The sequence below is a fragment of the Sphingobium nicotianae genome (assembly GCF_018603885.1).
Classification (GTDB): Bacteria; Pseudomonadota; Alphaproteobacteria; order Sphingomonadales; family Sphingomonadaceae; genus Sphingobium; species Sphingobium nicotianae.
In genome coordinates this window covers 282419-301377 of record NZ_JAHGAW010000006.1, presented here as the reverse complement: position 1 = coordinate 301377, position 18959 = coordinate 282419, and the positions used below count along the sequence as shown (strand labels likewise).

The 18959-nt window shown below is 65.3% G+C and carries 15 protein-coding genes, 1 tRNA gene and 2 pseudogenes; 10 read left to right on the top strand and 8 right to left on the bottom strand.

All coding sequences use genetic code 11. The annotated features are described in order from the left end of the window. Window positions 1–124: 124 nt before the first annotated feature. The 3 genes and pseudogenes from KK488_RS11150 to KK488_RS11140 all read right to left on the bottom strand — a co-directional run bounded on the left by KK488_RS11150 (window position 125) and on the right by KK488_RS11140 (window position 3165). Window positions 125–903, bottom strand: a pseudogene (locus KK488_RS11150) (IS5 family transposase). Window positions 904–1555: 652 nt separating this feature from the next. Beyond that, window positions 1556–2410 carry an AraC family transcriptional regulator gene (locus KK488_RS11145; RefSeq protein WP_214623467.1) on the bottom strand — a complete coding sequence of 285 codons (855 nt, stop codon included), beginning with the start codon at window positions 2408–2410 and terminating at the stop codon, window positions 1556–1558. Window positions 2411–2491: 81 nt separating this feature from the next. After that, window positions 2492–3165 (bottom strand): annotated as a pseudogene (locus tag KK488_RS11140) (uracil-DNA glycosylase). 23 nt (window positions 3166–3188) lie between these two features. Between KK488_RS11140 and folK the strand changes: the two are divergent. From folK to KK488_RS11125, 3 genes are all read left to right on the top strand, one after another. Next, window positions 3189–3743, top strand: coding sequence for a 2-amino-4-hydroxy-6-hydroxymethyldihydropteridine diphosphokinase (folK, locus tag KK488_RS11135; RefSeq protein WP_214623465.1), 555 nt, complete (start codon window positions 3189–3191; stop codon window positions 3741–3743). Window positions 3744–3767: 24 nt separating this feature from the next. Next, window positions 3768–3843, top strand: a tRNA-Lys gene (locus KK488_RS11130). A gap of 175 nt (window positions 3844–4018) precedes the next feature. Then, window positions 4019–5896, top strand: coding sequence for an ABC-F family ATP-binding cassette domain-containing protein (locus tag KK488_RS11125; RefSeq protein WP_214623463.1), 1878 nt, complete (start codon window positions 4019–4021; stop codon window positions 5894–5896). 51 nt (window positions 5897–5947) lie between these two features. Here the strand turns inward: KK488_RS11125 and KK488_RS11120 are convergent, their stop codons facing one another. Continuing rightward, a complete protein-coding gene (locus tag KK488_RS11120) occupies window positions 5948–6874 on the bottom strand; it encodes a LysR family transcriptional regulator (RefSeq protein ID WP_214623461.1) in 927 nt (308 codons plus the stop codon). Window positions 6875–6984: 110 nt separating this feature from the next. Between KK488_RS11120 and KK488_RS11115 the strand changes: the two genes are divergently transcribed. Beyond that, window positions 6985–7683, top strand: a complete 699-nt coding sequence (locus tag KK488_RS11115) for a pirin family protein (RefSeq protein WP_214623459.1) — start codon at window positions 6985–6987, stop codon at window positions 7681–7683. 245 nt (window positions 7684–7928) lie between these two features. Beyond that, complete coding sequence (locus KK488_RS21680; RefSeq protein WP_214623457.1) at window positions 7929–9071, top strand: diguanylate cyclase domain-containing protein; 1143 nt, start codon at window positions 7929–7931, stop codon at window positions 9069–9071. A gap of 37 nt (window positions 9072–9108) precedes the next feature. Here KK488_RS21680 and KK488_RS11105 read toward each other — a convergent pair whose 3' ends face one another. Next, a complete protein-coding gene (locus KK488_RS11105; protein WP_214623455.1) occupies window positions 9109–9714 on the bottom strand; it encodes a nitroreductase family protein in 606 nt (201 codons plus the stop codon). A 139-nt stretch (window positions 9715–9853) separates the two neighbouring features. After that, window positions 9854–11677, bottom strand: a complete 1824-nt coding sequence (locus tag KK488_RS11100; protein WP_250890268.1) for an ABC transporter ATP-binding protein — start codon at window positions 11675–11677, stop codon at window positions 9854–9856. Between the two features lie 276 nt (window positions 11678–11953). On the opposite strand from KK488_RS11100, the gene KK488_RS11095 reads away from it, so the two are divergent. The 5 genes from KK488_RS11095 (at window position 11954) to KK488_RS11075 (ending at window position 16197) form a co-directional block, all read left to right on the top strand. After that, window positions 11954–12337, top strand: coding sequence for a response regulator (locus KK488_RS11095; RefSeq protein WP_214623453.1), 384 nt, complete (start codon window positions 11954–11956; stop codon window positions 12335–12337). Between the two features lie 155 nt (window positions 12338–12492). Then, window positions 12493–14589, top strand: coding sequence for a PQQ-dependent dehydrogenase, methanol/ethanol family (locus tag KK488_RS11090; RefSeq protein ID WP_214623451.1), 2097 nt, complete (start codon window positions 12493–12495; stop codon window positions 14587–14589). A gap of 65 nt (window positions 14590–14654) precedes the next feature. Continuing rightward, on the top strand, window positions 14655–15176 hold the full coding sequence (locus KK488_RS11085) for a GNAT family N-acetyltransferase (RefSeq protein WP_214623449.1): 522 nt from the start codon (window positions 14655–14657) through the stop codon (window positions 15174–15176). Next, entirely contained in the window at window positions 15173–15772 is a 600-nt protein-coding gene (locus tag KK488_RS11080) for a histidine phosphatase family protein (protein WP_214623447.1), read from the top strand. The genes KK488_RS11085 and KK488_RS11080 overlap by 4 nt, the downstream gene beginning before the upstream one ends. A 74-nt stretch (window positions 15773–15846) precedes the next feature. Then, entirely contained in the window at window positions 15847–16197 is a 351-nt protein-coding gene (locus tag KK488_RS11075; RefSeq protein WP_214623446.1) for a hypothetical protein, read from the top strand. 24 nt (window positions 16198–16221) lie between these two features. Here the strand turns inward: KK488_RS11075 and KK488_RS11070 are convergent, their stop codons facing one another. Together KK488_RS11070 and KK488_RS11065 are read right to left on the bottom strand one after the other, a co-directional pair. Beyond that, entirely contained in the window at window positions 16222–16821 is a 600-nt protein-coding gene (locus KK488_RS11070) for a chloramphenicol phosphotransferase CPT family protein (protein ID WP_214623444.1), read from the bottom strand. Then, the gene (locus KK488_RS11065) at window positions 16818–18956 is read right to left on the bottom strand and encodes a PQQ-dependent dehydrogenase, methanol/ethanol family (protein WP_250890267.1); all 2139 of its coding nucleotides are present in this window, start codon (window positions 18954–18956) and stop codon (window positions 16818–16820) included. The genes KK488_RS11070 and KK488_RS11065 overlap by 4 nt, the downstream gene beginning before the upstream one ends. Window positions 18957–18959: the final 3 nt, after the last annotated feature.

The window sequence follows — 18959 nt, the reverse complement described above, 5'->3', positions numbered from 1 at the left end:
TGCTTCGGTCGCCTCAAGCATTTCCGCCGCTTCGCCACGCGCTACGATCGGCGCACTATCCATTTCGCCGGCTTCATCCACCTCGCTGCCGCCATGATCTGGCTTCGCTGAATGTCGATCCGGCCTAGGCGGCGTGGACAAATTTGAGCCAGTATCTGGCGGTGGCGAGGTGAACCATCCGAGGAAGCTGTTGGCCAGTTGGTCATAGCGGGTGGCGATTGCCCGGTTGATCTTGAGGTGGCCGAACATGCGCTCGATGTGGTTCCGCTGCTTGTAGAGCGTCCGGTCATGCTCGATCTTCACGCGGCGGTTTGACCTGCCGGGAATGACCGCTTCGATCTTCCGTTCGGCGAGGTCCGCGCGGATTGCGTCGGCATCGTAGCCCTTGTCGGCAAGTAGAGCGTCCGGCGTGCGCTCAGGCAGGCCGATCGGGGCGTCATAGGCCTTGAGTCTGCCGCCTCGCCGACCGTCAGATGGAAGGCGAGCGGTCGTCCGAGGGCATCAACCAGGCAGTGAAGCTTACTGGTGAACCCGCCCCGCGAGCGGCCAAGAGCGCGTCGATGAGTCCCCTTTTCCGCCCGCTGCCGAGATGTGGGCGCGGACTGTGGTGCTGTCGATGCTGTAGTGGCCGCTGTCTGCCATGACTTCGGCGAGCGTCACGGCAACGGTCTCCCAGACTCCGGCTTCGCTCCATCGCCGGAACCGGCGATAGATGGTGTCCCAACTACCATATTTAGGCGGAACGTCACGCCAAGGTGCACCACAGCGAAGCCGCCAGAGGATGCCGTTGATAATGGAGCGGTTCTGCTCAGGGCGTCGGCCACGCCCACGGTTTTCAGGCTTGACGGGCAGCAAGCCTTTCAAAACCCGCCATTCCGCTTCGCTCAGGTCACCCCTGCTCAAGCCTGCCTTCAAAAGGCAGCCTTGAATCAATCCTTCCGCCCGGCGTCAATCAATGAAATGCCATGCCGGTCAGGCAGCATTGCGGTCATTTGATCGGAATGCGATACCATCGCCATGATTTAGTGGGACTGGAAAACGAGGCAGCGCTTGCCCCTGATGGTGGGGATGTGTGCTGTTGCCGCAATCCCTTGGCTAATCATCGGCTGGGCATCCAAAGACTGGCGGGCATTGGTTGGTGGCACCGCTTTTCTGTTCATCCCGCAGATTGTCGGGTGGTTGCTCTACGTGAGCCTTGCAACTGGCCGGATGCTGCCGTCCGCGTATGGCCGATCAGAAATACGTGACGCTTCCCCACGGTGGTTTTGGCTTACGGGCAGCCTCTACACGGGACTACTGCTCCTCTTCCTCTATATAATTCTAAGCGTCGTGGTCGACGGAACTATCCATGGCTTCTGATGCTCGCTCGCAGTTCAGGCCCGGAATTTGTCCACGCCGCCTAGGCAGCTGGATTCAATAAAAATGAATTAAACAGCAACAAAGCTCTAACCGCCATATCAATCCCGATTATCGATCCGCCGTACTGCCAAAAATTTTTGAATATCTATCCTGATTCTTGAAATTATTTGTTTCTTGATAAGGTGAAACCCTCGCCTCACGTATCGCTGATGATCGGATGCACCTGTCCACCAAGCGCATAGCGCTGCGCGATTGTGAGTTGCGCCAGGAGACCGGGCTCGCTGCGCATCTGGCCGGGGGTATAGCCGGTGAACTGTTTGATCTCGCGGTTCATGTGCGGCTGGTCGTAGAAGCCCATGCCGATCGCCTCGTCAATCGACACGCCCTCCGCAAGCAAGGCGACCGCGGCGCGCAGCGCGCGGTACTTGCGCGCGAGCAGCTTGGGCGGCGCGCCGTAGAGCGCCCGGCACTTGCGCTCGACCTGCCGACGGGACAAGCCCGTCGCCCGCACCAGCATCTCGACGGCCGGTGAGCTATCGGCGCAAAGCCAGCCATCGACCTGGCGCACGAAGCCCAGCAGCCGGTCGCGCCGCGAACGCATCAGCCGGCCGAGGATCGCCTCGCAGCGGGCCGCCTTTGCCGCCAGATCGGGCGCCGCATCGATCTGCCGGATCGCCTCGTCGGCAGCCGCCTGGCCGAACAGATCGGACAGATCGAGGGCGCGGTTAATCATCGTCGAAGCATCGCCGCCCACGATCGCCGCCCAGCCCGCCGGCGTAAGCCCCGCCCCGAAGACATGCACCGGGCCTGCCGCCTGCGCCCGGAAGGCACCCGTCGTCGGGCCGACGAGATGCGCGTCGGACACCGACTGATCATTGCCATCCACGAAGCGATAGGTGGCGCCGCCGGAAGTCAGCCGGAAGCGGATTTGCGCATGATCGGCGCGCTCGACATCCTCGAAATAGGGGATGTCCGCGCGAAACCAGTAAAACAGCGTGACATAGTCCGAAAGTGCCGGCCCCGGCACCGCATAGTCGAGCTGGATGGACATGACGCGCCCCCTGTTATGGGGACGGCATAGCGAAAAGGTCGCTTTCGTACAAAGGCACTGCGACAGATAGCGGCGCGTCGCTCAGGCCATGCCATCCCGCAGGGCGACCGCGCGGGCGAACACCGCTTCGAACATCGGCACGGTCAGCCTGCCCGTGTTCGTATTATAGCGCGAGCAATGATAGCTATCGATGAGTCGCCGCCCGCTCGGCAAATCATGCTCGGCGAGATGGGCGAAGCGCGCGCGGGTCGCCCGCCCGCCCAGCACCCTCACCGCCGACTGATGGGCGACCTGCCCCAGCGCGATGAAGATATGCGCGTGAGACAAGGCATCGATGCCGGCCTGCAGGAAAGAACGGCAGTTATGAATTTCGGCCGGCAAGGGCTTGTTTTGCGGCGGCAGGCATTGACCGCGTTCAGGATCGCGCAGTCGACCAGTGCCAGCCCATCGTCGATCCGCGCATCATAGACACCCCGCGTGAGGCCGAATTTGGCGAGCGTCGCGAACAGCAGGTCGCCCGCATAATCGCCGGTGAAGGGCCGCCCCGTCCGGTTGGCGCCCTGCCTGCCCGGCGCCAGCCCGACGATGACGATGCGCGCCGCCGGATCGCCGAACGCACGGACCGGGCCGTTCCACCAGTCAGGATGCTCGAGGCGGCACTCCCTCCGCAGGGCAACCAGGCGCGGGCACAGCGAACAATCCCGGTCCGGCTCCGCATCGGGCACGGGACTCGCGATAGGGCTGGTCAGGTCCATGCCGGCGCGATAGGCCGCGCGACATGGCAAAGGCAAGAAAAGCGGGATCGAAGAAACAGCCCGCAAAGTCCGCGAAGCATCTCTATGCGATCGGCATCGGCTCGAACCGGCCACTGGCGGGAAACATGGGCCCGCGCCGGATCGTCCACGCCGCCACGATCGCGCTGGACCGCAAGCCGCTGCGCTGCATCGCGCGCTCGCCGATCATCGCCAGCCGGCCGATCGGCCCCTCGCAGCGGACCTATGCCAACGCCGTCGCGCTGGTGAAGACCGCCCTGCCGCCGCTGGCCATGCTCGACGCGCTCCAGACAATCGAAGCGCTGTTCGGCCGCAGGCGCTACCGCCGCTGGGGCGCGCGTTCGCTGGATCTCGATCTGCTGCTCTGGTCGGGCGGTCGGATGCGTCACAAACGGCTCATCGTGCCACACCCGTTTTTGCGCACGCGCAGTTTCGTCCTCGGGCCGCTCGCGGCCGTCGCACCGGCCTGGCGCGATCCGGTCTCCGGCCTGACCGTCCGCCAGCTCGCCGCCCGTCTCGCACGGCCCAAGCCGGTTGACCCCGCAGCCCGCTCTCTTTAGGGGTCCGCCAACCGCACCTCTCGGGGGCCCATAGCTCAGTCGGTAGAGCAACTGACTTTTAATCAGTAGGTCGCTGGTTCGAATCCAGCTGGGCTCACCACCAGGCCCCGCGGCGGGGCGCTTCATGGACATGACCGAGTTTCTTGCCGTCGCGTCGTCCATCAAGGCCGTCGCGCAGCGAGGCATGGGGGCGTTAAAATTCCGTTTCTTGCATAACGGAAAACGATCCCCTAGGGGTCAGCCCCCGCAGTCTCCCCCACATCCACAGGCACCCGATGCTCAATGTGAACGACATCACGGTGCGCCTTGGCGGGCGCGTCATCCTGGACGGTGCGACGGCGCAATTGCCGCCACGCGGGCGCATCGGCCTGATCGGGCGGAACGGCGCGGGCAAATCGACGCTGGTGCGCGTCGTTGCCGGCATGCTGGAGCCGGACAGCGGAGCGATCGACATGCCGCGCGGCGCGCGCCTGGGCTATATCGCGCAGGAAGCGCCCGGCGGCGACGCGACCCCTTTCGAGACGGTACTCGCCGCCGACACTGAGCGCGCGGCGCTGATGGCCGAGAGCGAAGCCGAACATGACGACCTGCACCGCATAGCGGAAATCCACGAGCGGCTGATCGCGATCGACGCGCACTCGGCCCCATCGCGCGCGGCGCGCATTCTCGTCGGCCTCGGCTTCGACGAGGACATGCAGCACCGGCCGCTGGAGAGCTTCTCGGGCGGCTGGCGCATGCGCGTGGCGCTCGCCTCACTGCTCTTCTCCGAGCCTGACCTGCTGCTGCTCGACGAGCCCTCGAACCATCTCGACCTCGAAGCGGTGATGTGGCTGGAGGATTTCCTCAAATCCTATCCCGCGACGATTCTGCTGGTCAGCCACGAGCGCGATTTCCTCAACAATGTCGTGGATTATATCCTGCACCTCGAGCGCGGGAAGCTGACGCTTTATCCCGGCGGCTACGACGCCTTTGAGCGCCAGCGCGCCGAGCGGCAGGCCCAGCTCGCCGCCGCCCGCGCCAAGCAACAGGCCGAGCGCGAGAAGCTGCAGGACTATGTCGCGCGCAACTCCGCCCGTGCCTCCACCGCCAAGCAGGCGCAATCGCGCGCCAAGGCGCTCGCGCGCATGCAGCCGATCGCCGAGCTGATCGACGATCCGTCGCTGAGCTTCGATTTCCCCAAGCCGGACGAACTGCGCCCGCCCCTGATCACGCTCGACATGGCCTCGGTCGGCTATAACGGCACGCCCATCCTCAGCCGGCTCAACCTGCGGCTCGATCCGGACGATCGCATCGCGCTGCTCGGCCGCAACGGCAACGGCAAGACCACGCTCGCCCGCCTGCTCTGCGCGCAGCTCAAGCCGATGGACGGCGCAATGAACGCCTCGGGCAAGATGCGCGTCGGCTATTTCACGCAGTACCAGGTCGAGGAGCTGGACCGCACCGAGACGCCGCTGCAGCACATGACCTCGACGATGAAAGGCGCGAGCCAGGGCGCGGTGCGCGCGCAGCTCGGCCGCTTCGGCTTTTCCGGCGACAAGGCGACGACGCAGGTCGGCAAGCTCTCCGGTGGCGAGCGCGCCCGCCTCGCGCTGGCGCTGATCACCCGCGACGCGCCGCACATGCTGATCCTCGACGAGCCGACCAACCATCTCGACGTCGATGCGCGCGAGGCGCTGATCCAGGCGCTCAACGCCTATAGCGGCGCGGTGGTGATCGTCAGCCATGACCGGCACATGCTGGAGATGACCGCCGATCGCTTGGTGCTCGTCGATAGCGGTGCCGCGAGGGAATTCGACGGCTCGATCGACGACTATATCGCCTTCGTGCTCGCCGGCGACCGTGGCGAGAAGGCCGGCAACGGTGCCCCGAAGATCAGCAAGCAGGATCGCCGCAAGGCCGCCGCCGAAGCGCGCGAGAAATATAATGCCGTGCGCAACAAGGCAAAGAAGGCCGAAACCGCGATCGCGACCCTCAGCGCCCAGCGATCCACGATCGACAAGGCAATGTTCGATCCCACATCTGCCACGTCGGATCTGGCGAAACTCAGCATGACTGATCTTATGAAGCGCCGCGCCGAGATCGAGAAACAGATCGAGCTGGCGGAAGCCGACTGGCTTGAGGCAAATGAAGCGCTTGAGGGAATCGAGGCGTAGCTCCGTTTGGTGCCCCCGCATTTGAATTGCCAGCGCATCGCATGGCGGGCCTCACACATCCGCCAACTGGCCCCCGTCATCGGCATTCCCCAGATCGACGAACCGCTTCATCAGCCACCCGGCGGCCGGCCCCGGCGGTGCATCGGGCCGGTGGATCGCGGAGAAGCGATAGCGCCCACCCGGCTGATCCGGCATGGCGAGACGGACCAGTGTGCCCGCCACGAGATCGGCCTCGATCATCGGCAGCGGCATGTTACCCCAGCCGATCCCCTCGCGCAGCAGCGCATGCTTGGCGCCGAGATCGGACAGGCGCCAGGTGTGCGGACTGTTGACGGCGAAGTCGCGGCCCGCCGTCAGGGGCGATCGGTCGGTCAGCACGAGCTGGATATGCTCGCGCGCGGCGCCGGGCAGCAGCCGCTCGGCGCGCGCCAGCGGATGATCGGGCGCGGCGACCGGCACCAGCGCGACCGATCCCGCCGTGCAGCGCTCCAGTCCCTCGATCTGCGCTGCGACCGGCCCGGCGATACCGAGATCGGCCCGCCCATCCATGACCAGCGCGGCGACCGCCCCCAGCCCCTCGACGTGGAGGCGCAGCGCCACGGTCGGGAACTGCGCCTGAAAGGCGCGTAGCACGACCGCCAGCCGATCGGCCGGCAGCATGACGTCGACGACGAGGCTGACCTCGGCCTCGAGGCCATCAAGCAGGCCCTTCACCTTGGCGCGCAGGCCATCGAGGCCGACCGCGACCGTCCGCGCCTCGGCAAGCACAGCCTCCCCGGCCGATGTCAGCCTTGGCTTCTTGGTCCCCTCGCGCTCGAACAGGAGCAGGCCGAGCTGGGCTTCCAGGTTCGCGATGCCGTAGCTGATCACCGAGACGGCGCGATTGAGTTTGCGTCCTGCGCTCGCGAAACTGCCGGTTTCCACGACGGCGAGAAAGATGCGCAACTGGTCGAAGGTCGGCGTACCGGGGTTAGACATTTCCATTTTCCTGAAAAGTTGATCGGATTTTATCCCTCTAAACAGGAAAGGCAAGCCGCCCTATCTGGGTGTCACGCAATCACACCCATATGGGATCTAGGAGACTGACAATGATCGAACTGCGCCCCTTCGAGAGCCTCGGCGGCGAGAATCACGGCTGGCTGGACGCCAAGCATCACTTCTCCTTCGCCAATTACCATGATGAGAAGCGTGTCCACTGGGGCAATCTGCGCGTCTGGAACGACGACACGATCGCGCCCGGCACAGGTTTCCCGCCGCATCCCCACCGCGACATGGAGATCATCACCTATGTCCGAAAGGGCGCGATCACGCACAAGGACAACCTTGGCAACGAAGGCCGCACCGAAGCGGGCGACGTCCAGGTCATGTCGGCGGGCACAGGTGTGCGTCACTCGGAATATAATCTGGAGGACGAGGTGACGCAAATCTTCCAGATCTGGATCATCCCGACCCGCGAGGGCGAGCAGCCGAGCTGGGGCGCCCGCCCCTTCCCCAAGGATGCGCGCGCCGGTCAGTTCGTGGTCCTCGCCAGTGGCTACGACAATGACAATGACGCGCTGCCGATCCGCACCAATGCCCGCGTCGTCGGCGCGACGATCAAGGCCGGCGAGACAATCGACTATCCGCTCGGCAAGGACCGCAAGGGCTATCTGGTGCCCGCGACTGGCGCCGTCGAGATCGAGGGCGTGCGGGTCAATGCGCGCGACGGGGCCGCGATCGCCGATCTCGAGACGCTGCGGGTGACCGCGCTGGAGGATAGCGAGGTCGTGCTGGTCGACGCAGCCTGAGGCGCAAACACTCACCGGCGGCTGGCCCCTCCCTCCCAAGCCGCCGAACGCGGGGCGCTCCGACAATCGGAGCGCCCCTTTTCGTTACGGAATAGAGCAACTTATCCGCAGCGATCTGTCGAATTCTTGGCCATCCTTAAAGATTGATACACCTCAATTGTCTAGAAGAGGCGACCGAAACCAGACGTCGGTGCCGCGGCACCTCCGCAACGCCCAGATAATTCCAGTCCGCAGAGTAGCCCGCCGTGAAAAGCCGCCTCCCCTCCCACCGACACCAGCCCGAGGCGGTCGAGATCGAGCTGATTCGCAGCCTCTTTCTTGCTTTCCTGCCGTCGGCCATCATGTCGGTCGGCTTCACGGCGGCGGGCATCGTCATGCTGATGCGGCAGTGGGACGGGTCGATGGCCGTCCTGGTGGTCCTCGGCATGATCGCATCGAGCGCGCGCCTCGTCGTCGCATGGCGGCTGGCTCCGGCCGCTTCCGACTCCAGGCTCTCGCTTTCTAAGGCTAAGCGACTGGAGCGGCGCTTCGCCATTCCCTATCTCAGCTTCGCGACCATCCTTGGCCTGTTCGGCCTGCGCGCCTTCATGCTTCCGGCTGCTGATGTCCATATGCTGACCATGGCGCTGCTCATCGGCTATTGCGCCGGCGTGGCCGTGGGCATGGGATCGCGGCTGTGGATCGCGGTTCCGGCTATGCTGATCTCGACGATCCCGGCCATCACCGTCGCTCTCGGTTCCCGCGATCCAATCTACTGGGTGATGACTGCACTGGTCGCCGCGCTCCTTGCCGGAGGAACGCAGAGCCTGCGGGCGCGGAAAGAACGATCGATCAAGGACATCAGCCTGCGCCTCGCTTTCGCCAATCTCGCGCGCAAGGACGCACTGACCGCGATGCCCAATCGCATCGCCCTGCGCGAATGGTTCGAGGAGCGCATCGCGGCCGGCGTCGACAAGGGATTGATCGCCGTCCATTATATCGACCTCAACGGCTTCAAGCCGGTCAATGACAGCTATGGCCATCCGGTCGGCGATGCGCTGCTGATCATGGTCGGCAAACGCGTCGCCAACACGATCCGCGAGACGGACATGGCGGCACGGCTCGGCGGCGACGAGTTCGCCGTCATTCAATATGGCATCGAGGATGCGGACGAGGCACGCATGCTGGCGGACCGTCTCTCCGCCGCCATCGCCCGGCCATTCAGAATTGGTACGCGGACGATCCGCATCTCTACGGGTCTCGGCTTCGTCGTAGCCGACGGACGCGACGAGGATCTGGAACATCTCCTCGGCCTTGCCGACGAAGCCCTCTATGCCAGCAAGCGCAGCGACGGTGAGGTGCGGCAATACGACGCCGTGGAATCGCTGCAACAGCGCAGCGTGGCCTGACTGACCAAACCCTCCCGCGCGCGGGAGGGTCGCTGGATCAAGCGATGAATTTCCCGGGAAAGGCGATCTCCTCCAGCGGCTTGCGGCCACTCGGTACTTCGCCGCCACGCAGCCCCTCGGGAAGGACCGATGGCGGCGCGATGCGGCCGATCGCGATCGCCGCTTCGATGCGGAAGCGCTCGGGGACGCCCAGCACATCTCGCGCTCTATCGAAGTCGATGCCTGTCATGCCATGGGTATGATAGCCGAGCTTGTGGCTCTGCAGCGCAAGTTGCGCCCAGGCGGCGCCGGTGTCGAAGCTGTGGCTGTGCAATGGCGTCTCGACACCGTCCGGACCGGCACTGCGCGTGTCCGACGCGATGAACAGCAGTGCGGAGGCGTTCTTCGCCCAACCCTGGTTGAAGGGAATGAGCGCCGAGAGGAACTCCTCCCAATGCTCATCGCCGTTCAGCGAATAGAGAAAACGCCAGGGCTGATAGTTGAACGCCGAGGGCGCCCAGCGCGCCGCATCGAGGATGGTGCGCAGGTCCGCCTGCGAGATCGGCGATCCGTCGAAGGCGCGCGGCGACCAGCGTTCGAGAAAGATCGGATCGAGCGCGGTGTCGGTCGTGCGAACGGGTGGATTGGCGAATTGGACGGACATTGGTCATCTCCATGAGGGGGCGACGCCCGGCCTAAGCGGATCGCTCCATCTGGAGAACTGGGATAAGATCGCACGATCTTTTCAGGATTTCAGAAAAGCTGCCCTACCCCCTCCGACGAGGAAGGAGACAGCGCGCCGCTCACTCCACCAGCACTTCCTCCGCCGTCCCGGCCTGATGCTCGAACAGCGTCCGATAGTGCCCGCCCTCGATGCCGAGCAGCGCGTCATGCGTCCCATCCTCGACGATCCGGCCGGTCTCGAACACGAGAATTCGGTCGAGCGCCCGCACCGTGGACAGCCGGTGCGCGATGACGATCGCCGTGCGCCCACCCATCAGCCGCCCGATGGCTTGCTGGATCAGCGCCTCGGACTCCGAGTCCAGGCTGGAAGTCGCCTCGTCCAGGATCAGGATCGGCGCGTCCGCCAGGAAAGCCCGCGCCAGCGCCACGCGCTGCCGCTCGCCGCCCGAGAGCTTGACGCCGCGCTCGCCGACCAGCGTGCGATAACCTTTCGGCAACCGCTCGATGAAGTCGTGCGCATTGGCCAGCGCCGCCGCCCGCTCGATCTCGGCGATGCTCGCCTCCGGCCGCGCATAGGCGATATTCTCCGCCAGTGTGCGGTGGAACAGGATTGGCTCCTGCGCCACGATCGCGATGTTGCGGCGCAGGCTCGCCTGGGCGACCGTCCGCACATCCTGCCCGTCGATCAGCACGCGTCCCTCGGTCACGTCGTAGAGACGCTGGACCAGCTTGACGAAGGTTGTCTTGCCCGAACCCGAGCGCCCGACCAGACCGACGCGCTGGCCGGCCGGGATCGTGACGTCGAGATCGTCGTACAGAGCCGTCCTGTGCCCGCCATATTGAAAGCGAACATGATCGAAGCGAATCTCGCCGGCATCGACGACAATCGGCGGCGCATCAGGCGCATCCTCGATGCCGAGCGGCTCGTCATGCAGGCGCACCAGCTCCTCCATGTCGTTGACCGAGCGCTGGAGCTGCGAGACCTGCTGGCCGATGTCGCGAAGATAGGCGTGGATGACCAGATAGGTGGTCAGCACATAGACCACGTCGCCCGTGCTCGCCTCGCCGCGCCACCACAGCCACACCGCGCCGCCCGTGACGATGCCGCGGATGACCCAGAGCAGGCTCACCTGCATCAGGTTGCCGAGCGTCCCGAAGATCCAGGTTCGCCGCGTGCGCCGCGCCCATTTGCCGATCACCTGGCCGACGCGCTGGTCCTCGCGCGCCTCGGCGCCGAAGCCCTTGACCACGCTGTTGGAGCCGATGGAATCGGCGAGCACACCGCCCATCGCGGTGTCCCATTTGTTGGAGAGGGAGGCAGCGGGCGAGACCACTTTGACCGACATGAAGACGGTCAGTCCAATATAGGCAGTCGAACCCAGGGCCATGGCCAGGCCCAGCACGGGCCAGTGCCAGGCGAGCAGGACCATCGTGCCGTTCAGCACGATGATGGCCGGCAGCAGGCCGAGCAGCAGCACGTCGTCGAGCAGGTCGAGCGCCCACATGCCGCGCGTGATCTTGCGCACGGTCGAACCGGCGAAGCTGTTCGCATGCCAATCGGTCGACAGGCGCTGGACGCGATGGAACGCCTCGCGCCCGATCGCCTGCATGACGCGCAGGGTCAGCCCGATGATCCCGAAGATCGCGGCGCGGGTGAAGATGACCGGCCCGAGGGTCAGCACGCACATGGCGAGAAAGGCGTGGAGCGCTTCCTCCCGCCCGGCCACACCCTTCTGGAGCGCGTCGGTCAGCCGCCCCGCGAACAGCGGCACGACCATCTCGGTGAGCGTCGTCACCGTGACACAGGCGGCGATGAATGCGACCCAGCCCTTGTGGCGGGCCCAGTGGCAGAAGGTGAAACCGAGACCCAGACGGATTGCCCCCGTGCGGTCCCGCGCGTTGTTCTGGCTCATGATGATGTCGGCACGCGGCAGGCGCGCCATCCCCTATTCATTGGAAGTGATCACAAAGGCGGCAGAAAAGCGCCGCGCCGGCGGGACTCAGGCTGTGCGCGCGAGTCCAAGGCGGGAGCAGCGCGGATGCGAGATTGAATTCATCATCAAATGCCCTCCCTTCTTGCGTGATCAGATGAACGCGTTAACCAATTCGGGAACCCAAGTCAATTGTACTTCGCGCATGCAAAATCGGCATTTATCCGAAGCTGGAACGAGTCTCGGATTCTTTCGTTTTTCAACGCGTGGGATGATGGGGAGGCGAGCTTGCATATCCTGATCATCGAAGACGATGCGATTCTGGCCATGAATCTCCAGTTTTTCCTGGAAGAACTCGGCGCCGACACGACCACCATCGCGGCGACGGAGGCACAGGCAATCCGGGAGGCCATGACCCACCCGCCCGATCTCATCGCGTCGGATGTCGAGCTTGCCGAGGGAACGGGTCCGGAGGCGGTCAAGGCGATCCGCTCCAAACTGGGCGACGTTCCCGTCATCTATGTGACCGGTAGGGGTGAGGAACTGCGCGACGTCGAACCGCGCGCGCCCATCATCGAGAAGCCGGTGAAATGGCTCGAGCTGGTTCACGCCACCCGGCCCTATGGTCTGCCGGTGATGGATCCCATCGATCTGGACGCTACGCCGGACTGAGTGCGCCCGCTCGCGGCTGCCAGCGCAGTCAATGAAAAGTGCCAGACGGGCCAGCCAAAGCCCGTTGGCATGGCCCCGTCGCTGCGGCATAGCGCTGCTGTGAAAGTCTACGCGCGGCGGGGGAAGCGCGCGGGGCGGCGCCAAGGGGAGAGGATATGAAACAAGGTCTGCTCGGCATGGTCGCGGGGCTCGCCGCGCTCGGCGGTTTCGTCACCTCCAGTTTCACAGCGACGGCGCAGAATGCCACGCCCGCCGGCATCGATCATGCCAGCATGGTCGGCGCGGACAATCAGCCGGGCCAATGGGCGAGCTACAGCCGCACCTGGGACGAGCAGCGTTACTCCCCGCTGACGCAGATCAACGACAAGAACGTCCAGCGCCTCGGCCTCGCCTGGTATGACGATCTCGACACCTATCGCTCGGTGCAGGCGACGCCGCTCGTCGTCGACCGCGTCCTCTACAACGAGACCATCTTCAACGTCGTCACCGCCTATGACGCGACCAACGGCAAGAAGCTGTGGACCTTCGATCCCAAGGTCGGGAAGGAATGGGCTCGCCTCGCCTGCTGCGGCCCCTCGGCGCGCGGCATCGCCGCCTGGGGCAACAAGATCATCCTCGCCACGCTCGACGGCCGCCTGATCGCGCTCGACAAGGACACGGGCAAGGAGATCTGGTCCACGCAGACCTTCCCGCCCGGCCATGAATATTCGATCACCGGCGCGCCACGCGTCTATGACGGCAAGGTGATCATCGGCAATGGCGGCGCCGACTATGGCTCGCGCGGCTTCGTCACCGCCTGGGACGCGGAAACCGGCAAGAAGCTCTGGAAATTCTACATCACGCCGACCGACCCGTCGAAGGGCCCGGACGGCGAGGCATCCGACAGCGCGATGAAGATCGCCCAGCCGACCTGGTTCGGCAAGTTCTGGGACGCGGGCGCGGGCGGCAACGCCTGGGACAGCTTCGCCTATGATCCCAAGCTCAACACCGTCTATATCGGTACCGGCAACGGCAGCCCGCACATGTGGCACTTCCGCAGCGAGGGCAAGGGCGACAATCTGTTCCTCTGCTCGATGGTCGCGGTCGACGCCACGACCGGCAAGTATAAGTGGCACTATCAGATGGTGCCCGAGGACGACTGGGACTTCACCTGCACCCAGCCGATCGTGCTCGCCGAACTCAAGATCGGCGGCAAGCTCCGGCAGGTCGCGATGCAGGCGCCCAAGAACGGCTTCATCTACGTGATCGACCGCAAGACCGGAAAGCTCATCTCGGGCGACAGCTATGTCTCGGTCAACACCTGGGCGAGCCATATCGACATGAAGACCGGCCGCCCGGTCCTCGCCCCCGGCGCGCACAACACGACGGCGCCGCACCTGATGAGCCCGAGCTGGATGGCCGCGCACAGCTGGCAGCCAATGAGCTACAGTCCCAAGACCGGCCTGCTCTATTGGCCGGCGCAGGAGCAGGGCTCCATCTATGCCCGTGCCGAGGATGGCGCCTATCATTACACCAAGGGCCGCAACAATACGGGTCAGGATCCGGTCAGCCAGCCCGAACTGCGCAAGAAGCTGATGGCCGAGGCGGTCGCGGCCGAGAAGAGCTACCTCATCGCCTGGAACCCGGCGACCCGCAAGGAAGCCTGGCGCGTGCCCTATCCCTTCCCCGGCGCGGGCGGCGTGCTGACGACCGCGGGCAACATCCTGGTGCAGGCGACTGTCAACCGGTCGATCGCCATCTACAGCGCCGACAAGGGCAAGAAGCTCTGGGAAATGAACGTCGACCAGGGTGGCCATGCCGGCGCGATCACCTACATGATCGACGGCGTCCAATATATCGCGATCAATGCGAGCTGGAACGGATCGCCCGCCTATAACCTGCCCAAGGACTTCCGCATTGCCACGGCCAAGCTGCTAGTCTTCAAGCTGGATGCCAAGGGCGTGACCCTGCCGCCGATGAAGGCGGAGGTCGAGCAGGCCTATCTGCCGCCGGACCGCATCCCCGCAGATGTCGCCGCGCGCGGTGCCGCGCTCTATGCGCAGAGCTGCAACCGCTGCCACGGCGACGACGCGACCGGCGGCATCAAGGACCTGCGCAAGATGAGCAAGGCGGCGCACGACAGCTTCCTTGACATCGTCCTCACCGGTGCCCGTGCAGAAAAAGGCATGCCGAGCTTCGGTGGCGCCTTGACCGAAGCGCAGGCGAAGGACATTCACGGCTATCTCATCAAGCGTGCGCAGGACGATTGGTGACGCACGGCTTCGGCATGGGTGGGGATCCACGCCGACCCTGAGAGAGGGGCGAGATGGTGGGGGCAATGACGGAGATCGACGACCGGGGGCGTCGAGATGGACCACGGCCGGACGCACTGGTGCGCCGCATGCGCCGCAGCGATGTCGAACTGCTGCAAGAGATCCACACGCTCTGCCTGCGCGAATGCCTGACGAGCCATTATAATCCGTCGCAGATCGAGGCGCTGCTGGAGGGCCGCACACCGCTCGACTATTGGCTGGCCTCCGAGCGCGGCGAGCGCTTCGCTGTCGTCGAAGTGGCGGAGATCGTGGCGGGCTATGCCTCCTGGCGCGAGGGCGAGCTCCTCTCGACCTTCGTCGCGCCGGTCGCCCAGGCGCACCGCCTTGGAACATTTCTCTTCGAAGCCTGCGCGCGGGAAGCGGCCAAGGAAGGCATGCCGATCGATCGGGTCCGCGCAACACTCAACGCGACGAGCTTCTTTCAATCACTCGGTTTTCGCCCCGTCGAGGCGGGTTATGACGAGAAGAACGGCATCCGCATCCCGCACATGCTGATGCGCTGTCCGACCGAGCAGACAGCTTCATGATCTACCTGATCCGTCACGGCCAGACCGAATATAATGTCGCCCGGCGCTTTCAGGGCGGGCTGGACTCGCCGCTGACCGCCCTCGGCGCGGCGCAGGCGCGCGCGATGGGGCTGATGCTGCGGACGCTCGTCGATCCGGCGGAGGCGATCCTCTTCACCAGCCCGCGCGGTCGGACGATCGAGACGGCGCAGCTCATCGCGCAGGAAGCCGGGATCGAGACGCCACCGATCATCGAGGAGGGCCTCGCCGAAATCTCGCTCGGCTCCTGGGACGGCAAGACCGGCCGGGAAATCGACGATGCGACCAGCGGCCACTGGAGCAGCCTCGATCCCCACAGCTGGTATTTCGAGACGCCGGACGGCGAGCGCTATGACGCCTTCCAAGCACGCCTTGCGGCCTCGCTCGCGCGTGTCGCGGCGCATCCCGCCCCCGCCCGGATCATTGTGTCGCACGGCGTGGCCGGGCGCGTCCTGCGCGGCCTTCACAGCGGCCTGCCCAAGGAAGACATGCTCGCCCTGCCCGTCCCGCAGGGCGTGATCTATCGGCTGGCGCCAGGCAACATCACCGAAATCGACTGCCGGGAAGCGATCATCTGAGCGCATTGGCGGGGAACGGCGCCCCGCTCTTCGCGTTGTCAGAAGCACGAGCTACCCTGCAATGCGAGATCGCCATGAACCAGCACAGCCCCGTCGCCCGCACGCCCCGTAAGACCATCCGCGCCGCGAAGAAAGCGGCGCCCGCCAGGCTTCAGTCGATCGCCTCCACTGCGCGAAAGGCCGCCGGCACCGTCAGCCGCGCCGGCGCTCGCGCCGCCGAGCCCCTCGTCGCCTCACTCAAACAGGAAGAGCCGGAAACGCTGGCCAAGATGGCAGTTGCGGCTCTGGCGCCGATACTTGCGCCCAGGCTCGCCGTCGCGGCGCTGCGCTTCGTGGTTCGCAATCCGTTGATCGTTGCCACCGGCGCCCTCGCCTTTGCTGCGGCGGTGGCAATGACCGACGAAAGCGAGGCCGCCGCTAGCTGACGGGCATCACTCCTCGTCCCGCCGTCACGCGAGCAATCTCGCGCGCACGGTGGGCTTCGGCAATCCTTTGTCCAATTGCGCCCCGATGATGTCGGCCGCGTCTTCGGGGCGAAGCGCAGCGGTGTCGACCTCGAGATCATAGATGCCGGGATCATGCACATGTCGTTCCCAGAGCAGCACCGGCTCTGGCACCGGCGCGCCCGACGGAACATGCCGCCCATCGGTATCCCGCTCCCGCCGCGCCATGATCTGATCGATCGGGCAGCGGACGCCGACCAGCATGACGGTGAGTCCCTCCAGCCTGCGCAGGCAATCACGCAATATATCCCCGTCGTGATGGCCGACGTCCATCACGACATGGAAGCCCTGTCCGGCAAAGGCAGCGACGGCATCGTAAAGCGCCGCATAGAGCTTCGGGACGAGCGGTTGGAGGTCGGGTCGATCGCTGCCGGGGCGGAGGCCGATACCGGGCAGCAGCGCCTCGGGCAGCATCGCCATATGATTGTCCACGCCGAGATTGAGCCAGGACCCGGGCCGTCGCTGCTGAATCGCCCTGGCAATGCTGGTTTTGCCGGAGCGGGGTGCGCCGTTGAGGATCACGACGGCACCCGGCTCGTCTCTCAATGCGGCGCCGCGCTTTCGCTCGAGCGGCCCCAATCCTCATTGGCGCGGGCGATGATGTAAGCGTGGATCGCGTCGACCTCGTCCTGCTTGAGCAGATCCGCGAAGCTCGCCATGCCCTTGTCCTTGGAGATTCCACCGAGGACGATGTCGTTGAACTTGGCATGCTCCGCGCGGGTCAGCTTGCGCAGATCCCTGACTCCACCGATCGCCTGCTGGCCATGGCAGCCCTGGCAGGTCTGGGCATAGAGCTGGGCACCGCGCGCGATTGTCGCCTCGTTGGCGGTCACCGGTGGCGGGTCGGGGATCTTCTCGTCCGCCTTGAGCGGCGGCAGCTGGACGTTGCCGCCGAGCTTGAACACGAGCAGCCGGGCCGAGGCGCGCGGCAGCTCGGTACCCGCCCCACGCTCGACCTGCGCGGCGCCGCCGCCCCAGCCGGCATTGACCGCGATATATTGCACGCCGTCCAGCATGTAGGTGATCGCACCGCCCACCGGCGCGCTCTGCACCGGCATTTCCCACAGTATCTTGCCGGTGCGGGCATCGAACGCCGCGAAAGTCTGTTTGGTCGTGCCCTCGAACACCAGATCGCTGCCAGTGATCATCACACCGCCATTGCCGTGGCGCGGCAGCGGCACTTTCCAGACCGCTTTCTGCGCGACCGGATCCCAGGCGGTGAGGAATGCCTTCTCCATCTTGGCCGCCTCGGCCTGCAGCGCGATCCGTTTCTTGAGCGCGTCACCGGTATAGCCGCCCCAGCCCGAGTTGGAGCGGAACGGCTTGGCCTGATAATTGGGATCGCGGGCATAGACCATGCCCCACTCATAGGTCGGCAGATAAGCGAGCTTGGTGCGCGGGCTGTAGCCCATCGGGAACCAGTTGTGCGCCCCGCCCGCGCTCGGCATCACTAGCACCGGATCGGTGCCGTAATGCGCGGCCGGGTTCATGATCGGCCGGCCCTTCTTGTCGAAGCCCAGCGCCCAGTTGACCGGCGCGATCTTCTCGGCGGAGATGAATTCGCCGGTCTTGCGATCGAGCACATAATAGAAGCCGTTCTTGGGCGCCTGCATGATCACCTGACGCATCCTGCCCTTGATCTTGAGATCGGCCGACACGATCGACGAGGTGCAGGTGAAATCCCAATCCTCTTCCGGCACCATCTGATAGTGCCACTTATACTTGCCGGTCGTCGCATCGACCGCGACGATCGAGCAGACGAACAGATTGTCGCCCTTGCTCTGGCTGCGATAATGCCAGCTGAGCGGCGATCCGTTGCCGGTGCCGATATAGACCGTGTTGAGCTTGGGGTCGTAGGAGATGCTGTCCCACGGATTGGCGCCGCCGCCCAGCTTCCACCATTCGCCGGCCCAGGTCTTGGCGGCCATCGCCATGACGCTGTCGGATGCCTCGCCGTCCGGTCCCTTGGCGGGATCGCCGGGCGTCAGGTAGAATTTCCACAGCTTCTTGCCCGTCTCGGCATCATAGGCCGCCGCGAAGCCGCGCACGCCCAGGTCGCCGCCCGAATTGCCGACCACCACCTTGCCGTCGAACACGCGCGGCGCGCCGGTGATCGTGTAGGGCATGTCGTGCTCGAAGGTCTGGACGGTCCAGACCGGCTTGCCCGTCGCCGCATCGAGCGCGATCAGGCGGCCGTCGAGCGTGTTGATGATGATCTTGCCCTTCCACATGGCAAGACCGCGCGCATCCGGCTCGCAGCAGGCATAGCGGCCGAACTCGCGCGGCACCTGCGGGTCGTAGGTCCACAGCCTTTTGCCCGTGCGGGCGTCATAGGCCATGGTGATGTTCCAGGGCAGCGTGTTGTAGATGACGCCATCGGCATAGAGCGGCGTCGCCTCGACGCCGCGATAGGTGTCGAGTTCGTCGTACCAGGTAATGCCGAGCTGGTTGACGTTGCTCGCGTTGATCTGCGTCAGCGGGCTGTAGCGCTGGGCACTGTAGGTCCGCCCGTCATGCACCCAGTCGGTGCCGTCGGTTTCCTGCTTGGCCATGCGGGCGCTGTCGAGCCAGGCCGGCCCCTTGCCCCCCTCCGCAACGGCGTCCGCCACCGCGAAACCGAAGCCGGACAGGCCGAGCGCCAGCGCCGTGAGCAGGGCCACCGGCTTCTTCCACATCGTCATGCG

Excerpts from the sequence above, each read along its gene's own strand:
- KK488_RS11145 (WP_214623467.1), bottom strand. The coding sequence starts at position 2,410 with ATGTCCATCCAGCTCGACTATGCGGTGCCGGGGCCGGCACTTTCGGAC.
- folK (WP_214623465.1), top strand. The coding sequence starts at position 3,189 with ATGGCAAAGGCAAGAAAAGCGGGATCGAAGAAACAGCCCGCAAAGTCC.
- KK488_RS11125 (WP_214623463.1), top strand. The coding sequence starts at position 4,019 with ATGCTCAATGTGAACGACATCACGGTGCGCCTTGGCGGGCGCGTCATC.
- KK488_RS11120 (WP_214623461.1), bottom strand. The coding sequence starts at position 6,874 with ATGTCTAACCCCGGTACGCCGACCTTCGACCAGTTGCGCATCTTTCTC.
- KK488_RS11115 (WP_214623459.1), top strand. The coding sequence starts at position 6,985 with ATGATCGAACTGCGCCCCTTCGAGAGCCTCGGCGGCGAGAATCACGGC.
- KK488_RS11105 (WP_214623455.1), bottom strand. The coding sequence starts at position 9,714 with ATGTCCGTCCAATTCGCCAATCCACCCGTTCGCACGACCGACACCGCG.
- KK488_RS11100 (WP_250890268.1), bottom strand. The coding sequence starts at position 11,677 with ATGGCGCGCCTGCCGCGTGCCGACATCATCATGAGCCAGAACAACGCG.
- KK488_RS11090 (WP_214623451.1), top strand. The coding sequence starts at position 12,493 with ATGAAACAAGGTCTGCTCGGCATGGTCGCGGGGCTCGCCGCGCTCGGC.
- KK488_RS11085 (WP_214623449.1), top strand. The coding sequence starts at position 14,655 with ATGACGGAGATCGACGACCGGGGGCGTCGAGATGGACCACGGCCGGAC.
- KK488_RS11080 (WP_214623447.1), top strand. The coding sequence starts at position 15,173 with ATGATCTACCTGATCCGTCACGGCCAGACCGAATATAATGTCGCCCGG.
- KK488_RS11075 (WP_214623446.1), top strand. The coding sequence starts at position 15,847 with ATGAACCAGCACAGCCCCGTCGCCCGCACGCCCCGTAAGACCATCCGC.
- KK488_RS11065 (WP_250890267.1), bottom strand. The coding sequence starts at position 18,956 with ATGACGATGTGGAAGAAGCCGGTGGCCCTGCTCACGGCGCTGGCGCTC.